The sequence below is a fragment of the Nonomuraea sp. NEAU-A123 genome (assembly GCF_018603905.1).
Lineage (GTDB): Bacteria > Actinomycetota > Actinomycetes > Streptosporangiales > Streptosporangiaceae > Nonomuraea.
Map to the genome: position 1 here is coordinate 276,294 of NZ_JAHFZZ010000012.1, position 16,028 is coordinate 292,321.

General features: G+C 69.7%; 16 protein-coding genes. 11 read left to right on the forward strand and 5 right to left on the reverse strand.

Features of this window, described 5'->3' with window-relative positions; genetic code table 11:
- Positions 1 to 71: 71 nt before the first annotated feature.
- The 4 genes from KLK06_RS34610 to ligD (KLK06_RS34625) form a co-directional block, all read right to left on the reverse strand.
- Positions 72 to 692 carry a TetR/AcrR family transcriptional regulator gene (locus KLK06_RS34610; RefSeq protein WP_214639794.1) on the reverse strand — a complete coding sequence of 207 codons (621 nt, stop codon included), beginning with the start codon at positions 690 to 692 and terminating at the stop codon, positions 72 to 74.
- Between the two features lie 62 nt (positions 693 to 754).
- Complete coding sequence (locus KLK06_RS34615) at positions 755 to 967, reverse strand: hypothetical protein (protein WP_250906426.1); 213 nt, start codon at positions 965 to 967, stop codon at positions 755 to 757.
- Positions 968 to 1,000: 33 nt separating this feature from the next.
- Positions 1,001 to 1,882 (reverse strand): non-homologous end-joining DNA ligase, encoded by an 882-nt coding sequence (gene ligD, locus KLK06_RS34620; protein ID WP_308168578.1) that lies wholly within the window; start codon positions 1,880 to 1,882, stop codon positions 1,001 to 1,003.
- Positions 1,879 to 2,760: a non-homologous end-joining DNA ligase gene (gene ligD / locus KLK06_RS34625; RefSeq protein ID WP_250906427.1), complete on the reverse strand. Its 882-nt coding sequence runs from the start codon at positions 2,758 to 2,760 to the stop codon at positions 1,879 to 1,881. Before ligD (KLK06_RS34625) ends, ligD (KLK06_RS34620) begins: the two co-directional genes overlap by 4 nt.
- Before the next feature lie 81 nt (positions 2,761 to 2,841).
- On the opposite strand from ligD (KLK06_RS34625), the gene KLK06_RS34630 reads away from it, so the two are divergent.
- Complete coding sequence (locus KLK06_RS34630) at positions 2,842 to 3,714, forward strand: Ku protein (protein WP_214639796.1); 873 nt, start codon at positions 2,842 to 2,844, stop codon at positions 3,712 to 3,714.
- 317 nt (positions 3,715 to 4,031) lie between these two features.
- On the opposite strand, the gene KLK06_RS34635 is transcribed toward KLK06_RS34630, so the two are convergent.
- Entirely contained in the window at positions 4,032 to 4,412 is a 381-nt protein-coding gene (locus KLK06_RS34635; protein WP_214639797.1) for a hypothetical protein, read from the reverse strand.
- A gap of 336 nt (positions 4,413 to 4,748) precedes the next feature.
- Between KLK06_RS34635 and KLK06_RS34640 the strand changes: the two genes are divergently transcribed.
- The 10 genes from KLK06_RS34640 (at position 4,749) to KLK06_RS34685 (ending at position 16,027) form a co-directional block, all read left to right on the forward strand.
- Entirely contained in the window at positions 4,749 to 5,648 is a 900-nt protein-coding gene (locus KLK06_RS34640) for an alpha/beta fold hydrolase (RefSeq protein WP_214639798.1), read from the forward strand.
- A 43-nt stretch (positions 5,649 to 5,691) separates the two neighbouring features.
- Complete coding sequence (gene moeZ / locus KLK06_RS34645; RefSeq protein WP_214639799.1) at positions 5,692 to 6,873, forward strand: adenylyltransferase/sulfurtransferase MoeZ; 1,182 nt, start codon at positions 5,692 to 5,694, stop codon at positions 6,871 to 6,873.
- A gap of 78 nt (positions 6,874 to 6,951) precedes the next feature.
- Positions 6,952 to 7,671, forward strand: a complete 720-nt coding sequence (locus KLK06_RS34650; RefSeq protein ID WP_308168579.1) for a hypothetical protein — start codon at positions 6,952 to 6,954, stop codon at positions 7,669 to 7,671.
- Positions 7,665 to 8,981: a S8 family serine peptidase gene (locus KLK06_RS34655; protein WP_308168580.1), complete on the forward strand. Its 1,317-nt coding sequence runs from the start codon at positions 7,665 to 7,667 to the stop codon at positions 8,979 to 8,981. Before KLK06_RS34650 ends, KLK06_RS34655 begins: the two co-directional genes overlap by 7 nt.
- A gap of 155 nt (positions 8,982 to 9,136) precedes the next feature.
- Complete coding sequence (locus KLK06_RS34660) at positions 9,137 to 9,937, forward strand: hypothetical protein (protein ID WP_308168582.1); 801 nt, start codon at positions 9,137 to 9,139, stop codon at positions 9,935 to 9,937.
- Positions 9,931 to 11,088 carry a S8 family serine peptidase gene (locus tag KLK06_RS34665; protein ID WP_214639800.1) on the forward strand — a complete coding sequence of 386 codons (1,158 nt, stop codon included), beginning with the start codon at positions 9,931 to 9,933 and terminating at the stop codon, positions 11,086 to 11,088. Before KLK06_RS34660 ends, KLK06_RS34665 begins: the two co-directional genes overlap by 7 nt.
- Before the next feature lie 22 nt (positions 11,089 to 11,110).
- A complete protein-coding gene (locus tag KLK06_RS34670; RefSeq protein WP_214639801.1) occupies positions 11,111 to 11,470 on the forward strand; it encodes a hypothetical protein in 360 nt (119 codons plus the stop codon).
- Entirely contained in the window at positions 11,458 to 11,781 is a 324-nt protein-coding gene (locus KLK06_RS34675; protein ID WP_214639802.1) for an MGMT family protein, read from the forward strand. Before KLK06_RS34670 ends, KLK06_RS34675 begins: the two co-directional genes overlap by 13 nt.
- Before the next feature lie 95 nt (positions 11,782 to 11,876).
- Positions 11,877 to 14,729 (forward strand): CDP-glycerol glycerophosphotransferase family protein, encoded by a 2,853-nt coding sequence (locus tag KLK06_RS34680; RefSeq protein WP_250906428.1) that lies wholly within the window; start codon positions 11,877 to 11,879, stop codon positions 14,727 to 14,729.
- A gap of 263 nt (positions 14,730 to 14,992) precedes the next feature.
- Positions 14,993 to 16,027 (forward strand): iron-containing alcohol dehydrogenase family protein, encoded by a 1,035-nt coding sequence (locus KLK06_RS34685; RefSeq protein ID WP_214639894.1) that lies wholly within the window; start codon positions 14,993 to 14,995, stop codon positions 16,025 to 16,027.
- Position 16,028 lies beyond the last annotated feature (1 nt).

The following is a 16,028-nucleotide window of genomic DNA, read 5'->3' on the forward strand; positions in this document are numbered from 1 at the left end:
CGGGACAGGCTCATCCCATCGTCGCCGCTGATCGGCCCCGAAGAGCGGTTGATCGCGCCCAGCGAACGGGTTTAAGCCGTACGCGGAAAACCGCTGATGCCGCGCCAGGCCAGCCGGGCCATGAGCTGCTCGGCGGCGTCCTTCGGAATGGAGCCGTGCGTGGTCACCCAGTAACGGGCGCTCACCTCGGCCATGCCGACCAACCCGACACCGAGCAGGTGCGCCTCGTCGCTGGTGCAGCCGGTGTCCTCCTGGATCACCGCGCTGACCATTTCCGCGCATTCCTGCAGCGAGCGCTCCACGCGCTGGCGCACCGGCGCCACGTTGCGCAGGTCCGACTCGAAGACGAGCCGGAACGCCTCGCCCTGGGTGGAGACGAAGGAGTAGAACGCGCTGAACGTGGCCTGCACGCGGAGTTTGTTCTCGTGCGTGGACGCCAGCGCCTCGCGGCAGCGGTTGACCATGTCGTCGACGTGCAGGTCGAGCAGCGCGAGGTAGAGCTCCAGCTTGCCGGGGAAATGCTGGTACAGGACGGGTTTGCTCACCCCTGCCCGGTCAGCGATCTCGTCCATGGCGGCCGCGTGATAGCCGTTCTCCACGAACACTTCCTGCGCGGCGCTGAGTAGCTGCCTGCGGCGGGCCAGTCGGGGCAGCCGAGTGCCCCGGGGCTTGGCGTCCGGGGTTGCGGTCACGCTGGTCTCCATGGGTCTCTGAGTCGGCTGTTCGGACATCCTACGTGCGGCTCAGCGGCTGATCAGCGATAGTCGTCATCATCGAGGTCCACCTCGCGGGCCTGCTCGGCAGCGTCGGCGGGATCGACCTCCAGCGGCGTCTCCCGGAGCATCCCGCCTCCGGCGCCGCGAATCAGGAGGTGCTGTTCGGCGGCGTCGGCCTCGGGAGCCTCGACCGGGAGTTCTTCCAACTCGTCGAAGGGGCGGTCGTCCCCACGTACGTCCATCTCCGACATTGCAGTCCCCTTCTAGGTGCGGACGGAACCAGACTACGCCTGACCGAAAAGGTCGCCGAGTTCCTCGACTCTGGCCAGCACGTCGTGTGTCGCGAACACCAGGTCCTCCGGATGCTCGCAGCCTTCGACCTCCTTCCACAGCAGCGGCGTCGAGACCGTGGGCCGCTCCCCGGCCCGCAGCGAGTAGGGGGCCACGGTGGTCTTGGCCGGGTTGTTCTGGCTCCAGTCGATGAACACCTTGCCGGGGCGGGCCTTCCTGGCCATCACGCTGACCACCTGCTCGCCGTGCGCCTTCTCCAGCATCTGGGCCAGCCTCTTGGCGTACGCCGAGGGCTCCTCGCGGCCGTCCCAGTCCGCGTACAGCTGCATGCCCTTGTTGCCGCTGGTCTTCGGCCGGGCGGTGAGGCCGTCGGCGCGCAGCACCTCGCGCAGCATGAGGGCCACCCGGCAGCACTCCACGATGGTCGCCGGAGCGCCCGGGTCGAGGTCGAACACGAGCGTGTCGGGCGGCAGCGCCTCGCCGTCGGCGGACACCCGCCACTGGGGCACGTGCAGCTCCAGGGCCGCCAGGTTGGCGTAGTAGACGAGCGCGGGCAGGTCCTCGATGACGGCGAAGTCGATGGTCTCGCGGTTCTTGGTGCTGCCCGGCACCGGCAGCGTGACTCTCCTGATCCAGTCCGGGGTGTGCTCGGGCGCGTTCTTCTCGAAGAAGGACTGGCCGGTCACGCCGTTCGGGTAGCGCTTGACGGTGAGCGGCCGGCCTTCGAGGTGCGGCAGGAGCGCGGGGGCGACGCGGCTGTAGTAGTCGATCACCTCGGCCTTGGCGAATCCGGCCTCGGGATAGAGCACCTTGTCCAGGTTGCTCAGCGTCAGCTGCCGTCCGCCGACCTTCACCGGCACCTTCTGGGGGCTCACAACCTCACCTCCGAAGGGAGTTTGTCCGGGCGCAGCCCACGCCACACGGGGTGGCGCAGTCGCAGGTCGTCGGTCCACATCGTGTAGGCCACCTCCCCGACGAGCTCGGGTCTAATCCATCGGTTGCGCCACGGGACGACGTTCTGGAAGGGACTGTGCGGGATCTCCAGCGGTCGCAGGAACGCGTCGAGCTGGTCGAGCACGTCCTCGGTGAAGCCGGTGCCGACGTGCCCGACGTACGTCAGGCCGTGCTCGGTGAACACGCCCATGATCAGTGAGCCGACCCCGCCCGACCTGCGGCCCTTGCCGGGTTTCCAGCCGCCGATCACGACCTCCCGCGTGCTGAGGTGCTTCACCTTGATCCACCATGGCGAGCGTGTGCCCGGCCGGTACGGCGCGTCGAGCCGCTTGGCGACCACGCCTTCGAGCCCCTGCTCCTTGGTGGCGGCGAGCAGGTCGGACTCTCCGGGGAAGTACGGCGGGGCGCCGACGTCCAGCTCGTCGAGGAGGCTGCGCCGGTCGCGGTACGGCAGGTCCAGCAGCGTGGTGCCGTCGAGGTAGAGCAGGTCGAAGGGCAGGTACGTGACCGGGTACAGCTTCAGCATCGTCTCTTCCGGGTCGGTGAGATGCATGCGGTGCTGCAGTCGTACGAAGCTGGGGCGGCCACGCGGGTCGAGCGCGACGACCTCGCCGTCGATCACCGCATTCTTCACTCCGAACCCCGAAATTTCGGGATACCGGCGGGTGTAGTCGGCTCCGTGCCTTCCCGTCACCTTCAGGGCCCCGTTCCGGTGGAGGATGGCGCGGATGCCATCCCATTTGACCTCCAGGCCATACCGCTCGCGATCCTGAGGTAGTTGCCCAGGTACAGCGAGCATTGGTTCGATTGGGTATGGCATTGGTTGCCCCATGGGGGGTATGTGCCCATATGGCGAGCCCGCTAGAGCTGAGGAGTGCCCATGCGCAGCATCTGGAAAGGGGCGATCTCCTTCGGCCTCGTCACGATTCCCGTCAAGCTCTATTCGGCGACCGACCAGAAGGACGTCACCTTCCACCAGGTGCACCGCGAGGACGGCGGCAGGATCCGCTACAAGCGCGTGTGCACGCTCGACGGCGAGGAGGTCCCCTACTCCGACATCGCCAAGGGTTATGAGCTGGCCACCGGCGAGATAGTGGTGCTGACGGACGAGGACTTCGAGGACCTGCCGCTCAGCACGTCACGCAGGATCGACGTCCTCCAGTTCGCGCCGGCCGAACAGATCGACCCGATCTACTTCGCCAAGTCGTACTACCTCGAACCGGACGCGCAGGGCGCCAAGCCGTACGTGCTGTTGCGCAACGCCCTGGAGAGCTCGGGGCAGGTCGCGGTCGTCAAGGTGGCACTGCGGCAGCGGGAGTCGCTGGCCACGCTCAGGGTGCGTGACGGGGTGTTCGTGCTGGAGACCATGTACTGGCCGGACGAGATCCGCGTGCCCGACTTCGGGTTCCTCGAAGAGGACATCGAAGTGCGGGCCCAGGAGCTCAAGATGGCCGAGTCGCTCATCACCACGATGGAGGCGGACTTCGACGCGACCGAGTACCACGACGCCTACCGCGAGGCACTGCAGCAGGTGATCGAGGCGAAGGTGGAGGGCAAGGAGGTCGTCGCGCCGCCGGTGGGCGAGGAGGAGGCGGGTCCCGCCGTCGACCTCATGGCCGCGTTGCGGGCGAGCGTCGACGCGGCCAAGCGCGAGCGTTCCGGCGCGGCCGCCAAGCCCAAGAAGACCGCCAAGGAGTCCAAGGACGCGGGGGAGAAGGCCGCCCCCAAGCGCAAGGCCCGCAAATCCGCCTGATCGGGCGGTGCGCCCGGAAAAGGCAAGGCGCCTTCGGCTTGACCGCCGAAGGCGCCTTTATGTTCACGCATCCAGGAGAGAAGCGACTTTATCGGAAGAGTTCCGGTTCGCCGCTCCCCTCAATGCCATGGGAATGAATTCCCGCCGAGTACGGACGCGTGGTTGTGGCGACTTTCCTGAGTGCCTGTGTTCTTTTATGAGAACACGGGCACTCAGCACGCGTCCGGAACTCACCTCAACCGGAGAACCGGTTGCATGGCTACCTCTTCGGACCCTATCCGGCGACGCTTATCCCCGGATGGGCCGTCTCTGCGTTGTTACTGAACCGCGCGCTCGGCCAGGGCGCGCTCGCGCTCGTCCTCGCGGTCGAAGTTGAAGTTGCGAGCGTGCGCGTCCGCGTCAGAGTCGCCGCGGACGTTGTTGGTGTTGCTGTTGTGCAGGTGGATGTGGACCTTGACGTGGCCGCCGCGGTGGTGCCTACGGCCCCAGCCGCCGCCCCAGCCGCCGCCCCAGCCGCCCCAGCCGCCACAGCGCCGGTGGCAGCCGCCGCCCCAGCCGGCGACGACACCCGCGTCGGTGGCGGCGGAGGCCGTGGCGTTGGCGGACGATGCGGTGGTCAGCGCGCCCAGGCCGATGACGCCACCGGACATTGCCGTGCTGATCGCGAGCCCTGCGAGGACACTCTTGAACTTGGGCATTGAATTCCCCCCTAAAGGATCGGTTGCCCCGTTCCAGATATTTACCGGACTGAACGGTAAATATCTTGGATGGCGACTAATGCGTCATCCGTGCTGATTTATTTCCGTCGCCCCAGCGGATAAACGGCCCTTGTTGTGTTTTGCTATACGCTAACTCTCTCATTGCTCTTATTAAGCATTTATGAAATGAAATGAAATGATTTGTCCGTTTTGGGGGCGGCGGCTCCGCGTGCCTCTGTGTGAATGGCGTGCGCATAAATGCTAATAAAGGAGCATTTGTCCGAAATGTAAGCTGGAGGGCGAGGACGGCTATCGTTGAGTGAGCGAGGAGGACGCATGGCAGCAGCGCCGATCCCGCACTGGCCAGGACGCATGTTCGGCTCGGTGCACGTACGAGCGACCCCGGAAGGCGCCGCCGAGAAGGCGGTCTTCGTCCACGGCCTGGCCGGTGCGGCCACCAACTGGACCGACCTGATGGACGAGCTGAAAGACCTCGTCACCGGCTACGCCATCGACCTGCCCGGAGCGGGGTTCTCGCCCGAGCCGGCCGACGGCGACTACACCATCGCCGGGCACGCCCGCGCGGTGATCGGCCTGCTGCAGGAGACCGGTCCCGCGCATCTGTTCGGCAACTCGCTGGGCGGCGCGGTCGCCGTCAGGGTGGCCGCCACCCGCCCCGACCTGGTCCGCTCGCTCGTCCTCATCTCGCCGGCACTGCCCGACCTGCGGCCCAGGTACGGCCCGATACGCGTCGCCGCCGCGGCGCTGCCCAGGCTGGGCGAGTGGGTGGCCGGCAAGCTCCGGCTGATCCCCGCCGAGCAGCGGATCAAGGCCTCCTTCGCCATGGTCTGGGCGGATGTCGCCGCGGTCCATCCGGTACGCCTCCGCGACGCGGTCGAGGAGCAGCGCAGGCGCGACGCGCTGGCCTACGCCGCCGCCGCCATGATCGGCTCGGCCCGGGGCATCGTGGCCGAGTACTTCCGCCGCGGCGAGGAGAACCTGTGGCGTCAGGCCGCCCTCATCGAGGCGCCCACCCTGATCGTCCACGGCAGGCACGACCGGCTGGTGCGTCCCGCCATGGCCGCCAAGGCAGCCCGTACGTTCCGGCAGGTCAGACTGGTGCTGTTGCCGCGCGCCGGGCACGTGGCGATGATGGAGACGCCCCGTGTGGTGGCCGCGGAGGCACGCCGTCTGATCGGTGAGACGCGGTTGGGGAATGCCCGACTCGCCAACTAGGTTTCACAGGGGGATAGGTCCCCCTGGAACGGGAGCGTAGAAAGTGTCGTTGCCACCACTGGTCGAGCCGGCCGCAGAGCTGACCGTCGACGAAGTGCGCCGCTACTCACGTCACCTGATCATTCCCGACGTGGGGATGGCCGGGCAGAAGCGGCTGAAGAACGCCAAGGTGCTCTGTGTGGGCGCCGGTGGCCTGGGGTCGCCCGCGCTGATGTACCTCGCCGCGGCGGGTGTGGGCACGCTGGGCGTCATCGACTTCGACGTCGTCGACGAGTCCAACCTGCAGCGCCAGATCATCCACGGCCAGTCCGACGTGGGCAAGCCGAAGGCCGAGAGCGCCGCGGCCACGGTCCGCGAGATCAACCCGCTGGTCGACGTCATCATCCACAACACGGCGCTGACCAACGACAACGTGATGGAGATCTTCTCCGGCTACGACCTCATCGTCGACGGCACCGACAACTTCGCCACGCGCTACATGGTGAACGACGCCGCGGTGCTGCTCGGCAAGCCGTACGTCTGGGGCTCGATCTACCGCTTCGACGGCCAGGCGAGCGTGTTCTGGGCCGAGCACGGCCCCTGCTACCGCTGCCTCTACCCCGAGCCCCCGCCTCCCGGCATGGTGCCGTCGTGCGCCGAGGGCGGCGTGCTGGGCGTGCTGTGCGCCTCGATCGGCTCCATTCAGGTCAACGAGGCGATCAAGCTGCTCACCGGCATCGGCGACCCGCTGGTCGGCCGGCTGATGATCTACGACGCCCTGGAGATGAAGTACCGCGACGTCAAGGTCCGCAAGGACCCCGAGTGCGTGCTCTGCGGCAAGAACCCGACGGTCACCCAGCTCCTCGACGACTACGAGGCGTTCTGCGGCGCGATCTCCGACGAGGCCGCCGAGGCCGCGACGGGCTCGACGATCACCGCCCGCGAGCTCAAGGCCATGCAGGACAACGGCGACGAGATCTTCCTCGTCGACGTCCGCGAGATCAACGAGTACGAGATCGTCTCCATCCCCGGCGCCACGCTGATCCCCAAGGGTGAGTTCCTCAACGGCTCGGCCCTGGAGAAGCTGCCGCAGGACAAGCGGATCGTGCTCCACTGCAAGTCGGGCGCGCGCTCGGCGGAGGCGCTGGCGATCGTCAAGAACGCCGGTTTCTCCGACGCGGTGCACGTCGGCGGCGGGGTGCTCAGCTGGGTCAAGACCGTGGACCCCAGCCTGCCCTCCTACTGAGCCCGGTCCCCGAGGTCCTTTCCCTGAGGGTCCGGTTTCTGCGGATGGCGGCTGGTCGCCCGCATTAAGGTCGATGGCGTGAACGACGCTCGCCCCTGGCCCGCTCTCGTGGTGGCCTCCGTGCTGACGATGGTCTGCGCGGTGGCCGCCGGAGTCTCGGCCAGTGCGGCGGGCTCGGAGCTGTCACGCGGCCCGAGCACCGCCGAGCTGCACGCGGCGGCCAAGCGGGAGGTCGCCGAACGCTGGCGTACCTGGGCGACCGGGCGCATCTTCCCGGCCAGCCTGCCCTACTCCGCCGAGCAGGGCGGCCAGGAGCGGGCCAGCCGGGTCGGCATCTCACCGGGTTTCGCCTGCGCCGGCTCCGTCGACTCGAAAGCCGCCAAAGCCCTGCGCAAGGCGGGCTGCCGGGGGGTGCTGCGCGCCACCTACATCGACGCGCTGCAAGGCGTGCTCGTCACGATCGGCGTCGTGGCCCTGCCCGACGAGTTCGAGGCCGCGCACGCCAAGACCGCCTTCTCCGCCGCCGGCGCTCCCGTGCCCGGCCTGCGGCCGCTGGCCTTCAAAGGCACGGTCTCCAACCGTTTCACCCCTTCCGTACGCCAGGCCGGCTCCGTACGTCAGGCCGGCCCGTACCTCGTGCTGACCACGGCGGGCCAGGTCGACGGCCGGCCGGCGCGCTCCGTCGGCGAGCAGCGGCCGGCCATCTTCGCGTTCGCCAGTGAGATCTCCGAGCGGGTCCTGGCCGACCTGAGCACGCCCCGGATGCCCGACTGCGCCTCCCAGGAGTGGCGGTGCTGACCCGTGCGGCCGTGTTCATCGCGGCGGTGGTGCTCTTCAGCGCGGGGTCCGCGCTGGGCGTCTTGGGCGCCGGGTCCGCGCTGGGCGTCTTGGGCGCCGGGTCCGCGCCGGGCGTTTTGGGCGCCGGGTCCGCGCCGGGCCTCCTGGGTGCCGAGGCGGCCCTGGCCGACGACGTGCGCGGCGGCCAGCAGCCGGTGATCAGCACGCTGGAGCTGAACAAGGCGTGGCGGGTCAGCAAGGGCGCGGGCGTCACCGTGGCCGTGCTCGACTCGGGCGTCGATCCCCGCCACCGCGACCTGGCCGGCTCCGTGACCGTGGGCCGGGACTTCACCGAAGGCGCCAACCCGCCGGGGGTGCCGCCGCGTCGCCTGCACGGCACGTACATGGCCTCGCTGATCGCCGGCCACGGCCACGGACGCCAGAACAAGCTCGGCGTGATCGGCGTGGCTCCCAAAGCGCGGCTGCTGTCGGTCCGGGTGATACTGGAGGACGAGGAACCGGGGTTCAGGGAGTTCAACACCGCCGCGCGCTTCGAGAACGTGGTGGCCAGGGGCATCCGCTACGCGGTCGATCGGGGGGCGCGCGTGATCAACATGTCGATCTCCAAGGAGCTGGCGACCCAGGAGGAGCGGGCGGCCGTACGCTACGCGATCTCCAAGGGCGTCGTGCTGGTGGCCGCCGCGGGCAATGACGGCGCGGGCGAGCCCGACGAGACGGGATTCGCCCCCTATTCGTACCCGGCCGCCTTCCCCGGCGTCGTGTCCGTGGGCGCGACGGACCGGCGGCTGCGCCGGGCGACGTTCTCCAACTGGAACTCCTCGGTGCTGGTGGCCGCACCCGGCGTCGACATCATGGGCGCGGGCCCCGGCGACGAGTACTGGGTCGGCAGGGGCACCTCCCAGGCCACCGCGCTGGTCTCCGGAGTTGCCGCCCTCATTAAGGCCAAATATCCGGAAATGTCGCCGCCGCTGGTCGCGCAGGCCATGACCGCGAGCGCGACCGACCGGCCCCCGGGCGGCTACGACACCGGCACCGGCTTCGGCGTGGTCAACGCCGCCAAGGCGCTGGCCGAGGCGGGCCGGCTGGCCAAGTACACCGAGACGGCCGCGGGGGCGCAGGCACAGGACCCCGCCCGGCCGCTCGGCGGCGGCTCGGCGGGGCGGATCGAGGTCGTCAGCAGGGACCAAGCGCGGGTCAAGGTCTATGGGACGATCGCCTTGGCGGCCGCCCTCGGCGCGCTCTCCTCCATGGGGGCGATATTCGCCCTGGTCAGGCGCGTGCGCCGCGCTCAGAGCGGCCAAGACGCATGATCCGTCCGCTTAGGGGGACGAAATAGACACGAACCGAGCCTGGGAACGAGGCGGTGGTGAAGGCACGTAGGTCCACCTCAGGGTTGCCGCGCGCCGGGGGAGCCACATCGGGACGGAAGAACCCGCTCGGTGCTCCAGCCGGCCGCCGATCCCGCGTGCGCGCGTGGCCGGCGGCCAAGGGCCGCGCCAGGGCGGCGTCCAGGGAGCGCGTGGAGCAGGCCGTGCTCCAGCAGGGTGTGCGTTTTCGCCGCCTGTTCGTGATGCTCGTCGGCATCGTCGTGGTCATGTCGGCCGTCCTCGTGCTCCTCGGCACGATCGGGCTGCTCGAGGAGACCAGGTCGCGCCCGCTGACCGCGGCAGAGCAGAACCAGTACAAACAGGAGGAGATCGCCAGGCGCTGGCAGGCGTGGCCCGCGACCGGCGTCTTCCCGGAAGAGGTGAAGTACGTCGGGCTCGACAAGGCCCAGCAGTACGCCCGGCGCGTCGGCATCGCACCCCAGACCGAGTGCGGCAGGGCCGTCGACCCCTCCGTGGCGGGCATCCTCGACGACCATGGATGCGTGACCATGCTCCGCGCCACCTACGTCGACCAGACGGCCACGTTCGTCTTCACGGTCGGCGTGGCCGTACTGAAGGACGAGGAGTCCAGGCTCTCGGCGACCGAGCAGCTCACCCAGGACGACCGGGTCGGCGTGCTGCCCGTGGCCTTCCCCGGCACGGTGACCGAGCGGTTCGGGGTGGATCAGCGCCAGCGCACCGGCTGGGTGGGCGCCGGGCCGTACATCGTGTTCTCGACCGCGGGCTACGCGGACGGCAGGACCCGGGCGGCCATCCCGCCGGAGGAGATCCTGCACAGCGAGTTGTGGCCGGCGGCCAAGTCGATCGGCAACCAGATCGCCTACTTCCTGGCGGACCCCCCGAAGGTCCCGCCCTGCACCCAGGGGAACGTGTGCTGACCGTTGTACGCGCGCTGACCGCCGCCCTGGTCATGCTGCACGCTCCGGCGGCCCCGCCCGTCAGGGACCAGCAACAGTGGGTGCTCGACGCGCTCAACGTCGAGCAGGCGTGGACGGTCACCAAAGGCAAGGGCGTCACCGTGGCCGTGGTCGACAGCGGCGTCGACGGCACGCTCAAGGAGCTGCGCGGCCGCGTGACCGCCGGTCCCGACATGGCCGCGGCCACCGTCGAACGTTCGGCCAAGCCCGGCAAGCACGGCACCGCGATGGCCGCGCTCATCGCCGGGTCCGGGGCCGACGGCGGGCTGATCGGCGTGGCGCCCGAGTCGGGCATCCTCTCCCTGGCCCTGGCCCTCGACGACGACCCCACCGGCGACGTCATCGACCCCAAGCAGCAGGAGCGGACCTCGCTGGAGAGCCCGCTGGCCCGTGCCATCCGCTACGCCGCCAACCACGGCGCCAAGGTCATCAGCATGTCGATCGGCACGTACGGGCCGCTCAAGTCCGAGCGCGAGGCCGTCTCCTACGCGCTCGACAAGGGCGCCGTGCTGGTCGCCGCCGTCGGCAACGACGGGCAGACCCAGTACGCAAAGGACAACGGCACCTCGTTCTGGAGCTTCCCCGCGGGCTATTCGGGGGTCATCGGTGTGGCGGCCGTCGACAAGCAGGGCAAGGGCGCGACGTTCAGCAGCGACAACCTGTCCGTCCTCGTCTCCGCGCCGGGCGTGGGCGTGCCCATCGCCAAGCGCAAGGGCGGCTACGAGCTTTCGGAGGGCACCAGCGCGGCGAGCGCGCTCGTGGCCGGGGTGGCCGCGCTGGTCAAGTCGCGCTATCCCGCCATGCCGCCCGAGCAGGTCGCGCAGGCCCTGGCCGCGAGCGCCAGGGGACGGCCCGCTGCCGGATACGACGACAAGACCGGGTTCGGCGTGGTCGACGCCGGTGCCGCGCTCAACGCGGCCGAACGGCTGGCGGGGGAGCAGCGCAACGTCGTCGTGCCCGAGGACCAGCACTTCGGCGTCGGCGAGGACTCACCCGTGCCGTCGCGGCCGGGGCCCGATCCGTGGCGGCTGTGGCTCTACGGAGGGGGCGTCCTGGTGGCCTTGATCATGTTCTGCGGAGCCATCATCGTCCTCAATCAGCGCAGAGAGTAAAGATCCGCTATGGTCGCGCGTCATGGGATACGAGCTGCGCGTAGTTCGTGAAGCGCCCCTGGCGTTCGCCGAGCTCGCGAAGGCGATCGCGCCGGCCGGTTTCGGGCTGCGCGGGTCGGACGAAATCGTCGCCGGACACGCCGGTGACACGCACGTCGTAGGGCACTGGCGCGATCAGGTGATCGGCGAGCCGGGCTCCGACTGGCAAGTGGCGCAGCTCATCCGGCTGGCGGCCGCGCTCGGCGCCAGGCTCGTCGGCGAAGACGGCGAGCGCTACACCGTGCGCGACGGCATCGTGGAACTGGTGGCCGGCGGTACGGTAGTCGAAATCGGTAAATACCACGAGATCATCGAGGCGGGGCCCAACGCATGGAGTCCGTGAACCCGTTCGCCGAACGGGTCCTCGAGGTGGTGGAGTCCATCCCGCCGGGCATGGTGATGTCCTACGGCGACATCGCCGAATATCTCGGCGAGGGCGGCCCGCGTCAAGTCGGGCAGGTCATGTCGACCTGGGGCGGCGGCGTGCCGTGGTGGCGCGTGGTGCACTCCGACGGCACCGGCGCGGCCCCTGACCATGTGCGACGCTGCCTGGAGCACTGGCGCGACGAGGGCACCCCGTTGCGCGGCGAGCGGGTCGACATGCGGCAGGCCCGCTGGGACGGGCGTTCAGCCGATTCTAAGAAACGAGTTTGACCTGCGGATTCGCTCGTTAAGCGAATCCGTTGCACGTTAGTCCCCTTACGATGGCATGAACCAGTGATGGCGGTTCGAAAGGCGGTGCCTTACCGATGGCAACCGGCGTCACAGCCCTGAGTCAGGGCGGCGATCAGATCGCCGATCGCCTGAAGGCTGTCCAGGATCTCTGTGACCGGGGTGAGCCGCTCGACGCGGTCATGCGGGCCGTCGGATCGGGTGGCCAAGACTCGGCGTTCGACGCCGAGGTGCTCAGCGGACCGCTGGGCGCCCGGATGGACCTGGCGGTCAAGCGTGGCGCGGCCCGCAGGCGCGAGCTCGTCACTTTGCTGCGCCCCTACCTGGCGGCCGTGGACACGGGGGTCAAGCGTGACCTGCCCGTCGCCCGGCGCCTGATCTGTCACCTCATCGAGCACCGCCCGGACGACGAGCTGGTCGACGGCGAGACGCTCACCAAGGTCGTGGCGGCGGCGAGCGAGCCGTCCAAGCGGATCCGCGAGGGCCTGCGCTGGTACGCCGACCTGCCGTTCCGTGACGAGCTCCCGTCCAGCCTCTACCGGCTGCGGCGCGCCGACATGGTGCCCGTGACCCACATCGACGACATCGTGTGGGTCAACGGCAAGCTGCGCGTAACCGGCTTCGCCTACCTGGCGGGCCTGTCCGTGCGCAGCCGCCGGTTCAACTGGGCGACCGTGGTGCTGCGCGGGCCGCGCTGGCTGCCTCCGGTGCGCATGCGCACCCGCCGGGTGCTGGCCCCCGAGGCCACGCACGGCGCGCGCGAGCCGGGCTGCAACTACGACTGGTCCGGGTTCACCGCCGAGCTCAGCCCCTGGTCCCTGCGCTGGCGCGGAGCCGTGCGCGACATCGTGCACGCCGTACGCAGGCGGCTGCGCCACCGGCCCGCCGTGCACGACACCACGACGTGGCGGGCCGAGATCGTCTTCTACAGCCGCGGCGCGCGGGCCACCGGCCTGCTGCGCGGCGCGTCCCCCGGCCGCACCGAACGTCCCGCCGGCCTCAAGCTCCAACCGGGTCTGTGGGTCAGACCGGTGTGGACCTCCGACCGGGCGCTCCAGGTCGTCCTCCAGCCCAACCGCGCCGAGCTCGCCGGGGTCTCCGTCGAGGGTGAGCGCCTGGAGCTGAAGATCTTCCTGCCCGGCCGTACGGTGACCAAGGGTCATGCCCGGCTGGGCGGGCACCGCATGGCCGCCGAGTTCACGCCGGTGGCCAACGGCACCGAGGTCCTGGTCAGCCTGGCCGTGCCCGCTCTGTTGCAGGAGAAGGACGGGCGGCGGCTCTGGGTCGAGCCGAAGGGCGACCCCGCCGCGTCCGTCATGCTCGCCGACCTGGTGGAGACCAGGGCGCCCGCCGGAGACCGCGAGATCACCGTGCTGGGCGACCGGCGCGACCGCGTGCTCGTCTCCGCGCACCGCATCCGCCCGGTGATCACCTCGGCGGTCTGGGAGGGGCCCGCGCTGGTGCTGCGCGGCGACTACCCCGACGCGGCCGGGCCGCGCGTGCTGACGCTGCGCCACCGGTCGGGGCTGTCCTACCACCTGCCGATGGTCCGTACGGGCGACCAGTTCTCCGTACGTCTCGAGCCCGCGTCGATGGACCGCTTCGGCGAGGTCGTGCCGCTGTCGTCCGGCACCTGGAACATGTCGGTCCGGCACCCGTCGGGGGAGATCGTCCCCCTCCGCGTGGACCACGCGGCGCTGCCCGACCTCGACGAGGACCCGCGCGCGTCCGAGGGGCGGTCCTTCCGGATGCTCTCGACGCGTTTCGACGTGCCGGTGGTGGCGGTCGAAGAGGAACGGCCGGCCGACGAGAAGGGCGTCGCGGGCACCCACGTGCTGCGGCGGGTCTTCTACCCGGCGCAGCGCACCGAGCCGCTGACCGACGCGACCGTCTACGTGGTCAACGACGGGCGCCTCTACGCGGACAGCGTCCGGGCCATCTACGAGGAGCGGGTGCGGCGGGGCGACGACCGCGAGCACATCTGGATCGTCAAGGACGGGGCGTTCACCCCGCCTCCGGGCACGACGTCGGTGCGGGCCGGCAGCCGTGAGCACCACGCTGCGCTCGCCCGGTCCCGATTTATCGTGACAAATGCGTTTTTGCCAGTTTGGTTCCGCTCCCGCGAGGACCAGGTCGTCCTGCAGACCTGGAACGGCACTCCGGTCAAGCGCATCGGCAACGACCAGCCCCACATGGCCCGCGACCCCCGGCCGCCGATCTGGCACCGGCAGGCGACCGAGGTGCGTGGCTGGGACGTGCTGCTGTCGCAGTCGCCGTGGGCCACGCCGGTGCTGCGGCGGGCGTTCGGCTACCAGGGCGAGATCCTGGAGAGCGGGCTGCCGCGCAACGACGTGCTCAGCTCGCCGGACAGAGACTCGCTGGCGGCCGCGGTGCGGGCGCGGCTGGGCCTGGTCGAGGGCAAGCGCGTGGTGCTGTACGCACCGACGTGGCGCGACTACGACCGCAAGAACGCCATGGTCAAATTCGACCTGGCCAAGGCCCGCGAGGCGCTGGGCGCGGACCACGAACTCCTGGTCAGAGCCCACCCCATGCAAGCCATGCCCGCCGTCCCCGACATCGCCCACGACGTCACGACTTATCCCGATATAGCGGATTTGCTGCTCGTGGCGGACGTGCTGGTCACGGACTACTCCTCGGTCATGTTCGACTTCGCGGCCACCGGTCGGCCGATGGTCTTCTACGGGTACGACCTGGCGAAATACTCGTCGAAGCGAGGCCTGTACATTGACCTCCCGGAGCAGGCGCCGGGACCGGTGCTGTCGACGTCGGCTGAGGTGATCGACGCCCTGCGCTCGATCGACTCGGTAGCAGCGGCCCACGCGGACCGCTACGACGCCTTCCGCGCCACCTTCGCCCCCAGGGACGACGGCAAAGCCGCGGCCCGAGTCGTAGACCGCCTGTTCTCCTGACGCCCCAGGGCACTTCGCCCTGGGGCCTCAGACCCGTCACCAAAGGGCTTCGCAGGGGCGCTTCGCAAAGCCTGACCGGCTGTCCCTGGCCCGGATTCTGGCCGCCGCCGACTTCGCCGATCACTTCTCCTGCATCGAGACGTTCCGCCGAGCGCGAAGATCGCTAGATGCTGCTAGCGTCACGGATTTGATCAGCTCATTTCGGCTCTGGACATCAACATCCGGGCCGAGGACAAGGACAATCCATGCCGCTGTTGGCTCGCATGCTCTCCGCGCCCCTGTTCGTCGACGTCCGGGCCGGTGCGGTCGCCAGCGTCGGCACGCTGCTGACTGACCTGCAGATCGCCCGGCAGGGCCGGGCGGCCGTCGCCGTCGGTCCCAGCCAAGGCGACGGGATCTGCGAGGAGTTGCGGATCGATGGGGCCGAGGTGTTCCGAGTTCCCGACGGCAGCCTCGCCGCCGCTGTCGAGCTCGGGCAGCAGTTGCGGGGCGGCCAGTTCGAAGCGATCGCGGGCATCGGCGGCGGTAAGACCATCGACGTGGCCAAGTTCGCCGCGCACATGGCGGGCATCCCGATGGTGGCGGTGACCACGAGCCTGGGCCACGACGGCATCGCCTCACCGGTCAGCACGCTGCGACACGAGTCGGGCACGGGTTCCTACGGCGTCGTGATGCCGGCGGCCGTCCTGGTGGATCTCGATCGCGTCCTGTCCGCCCCGGCGTCGCTGTCCACGGCCGGGATCGGCGATGCGATCAGCGACCTGTCCGCGGTGGCCGACTGGGAACTGGCCGCCGCCGAGGTCGGCGAGCACACCGACGGGCTGGCGGTGGCGATGGCCAGGTCAGCGGCGCTGGTGGTCCTGCATCAGCCGGGGCAGGCCCGGACCGACGAGTTCCTCACCGTGCTGGCCGAGTCGCTGATCCTGTCCGGGATGGCGATGGGGGTGGCCGGGTCGAGCCGGCCGGCCAGCGGCGGCGACCACGAGATCATGCATGCCGTCAACGAGCTCCACCCTGGCACGGCCAGCCACGGCGAACTCGCCGGAGTCGGTGCTTTGTTCTGCACCTACCTGCGTCAGGACGAAGACAAGGTCGAGCTGATCTCCGCCTGCCTGGAACGGCACGGGCTGCCGCGCACTCCCGGCGATCTCGGCTTGTCGGACGCCGACTTCGCCAAGGCCGTGGCGTACGCGCCGCGGACCCGTCCGGGCCGGTACACCATCCTCGAGCACCTCGACCTGTCCGAGGCTCAGCTCGCCGATCACGTGGAAGCCTACGTCAAGGCCGTCGCGGGCTGAT

Bases quoted from the DNA above. Each gene is read 5' to 3' on its own strand.
- KLK06_RS34615 (WP_250906426.1), bottom strand. From the start codon at position 967: ATGTCGGAGATGGACGTACGTGGGGACGACCGCCCCTTCGACGAGTTG.
- ligD (WP_250906427.1), bottom strand. From the start codon at position 2,760: ATGCTCGCTGTACCTGGGCAACTACCTCAGGATCGCGAGCGGTATGGC.
- KLK06_RS34630 (WP_214639796.1), top strand. From the start codon at position 2,842: ATGCGCAGCATCTGGAAAGGGGCGATCTCCTTCGGCCTCGTCACGATT.
- KLK06_RS34635 (WP_214639797.1), bottom strand. From the start codon at position 4,412: ATGCCCAAGTTCAAGAGTGTCCTCGCAGGGCTCGCGATCAGCACGGCA.
- KLK06_RS34640 (WP_214639798.1), top strand. From the start codon at position 4,749: ATGGCAGCAGCGCCGATCCCGCACTGGCCAGGACGCATGTTCGGCTCG.
- KLK06_RS34670 (WP_214639801.1), top strand. From the start codon at position 11,111: ATGGGATACGAGCTGCGCGTAGTTCGTGAAGCGCCCCTGGCGTTCGCC.
- KLK06_RS34675 (WP_214639802.1), top strand. From the start codon at position 11,458: ATGGAGTCCGTGAACCCGTTCGCCGAACGGGTCCTCGAGGTGGTGGAG.
- KLK06_RS34680 (WP_250906428.1), top strand. From the start codon at position 11,877: ATGGCAACCGGCGTCACAGCCCTGAGTCAGGGCGGCGATCAGATCGCC.
- KLK06_RS34685 (WP_214639894.1), top strand. From the start codon at position 14,993: ATGCTCTCCGCGCCCCTGTTCGTCGACGTCCGGGCCGGTGCGGTCGCC.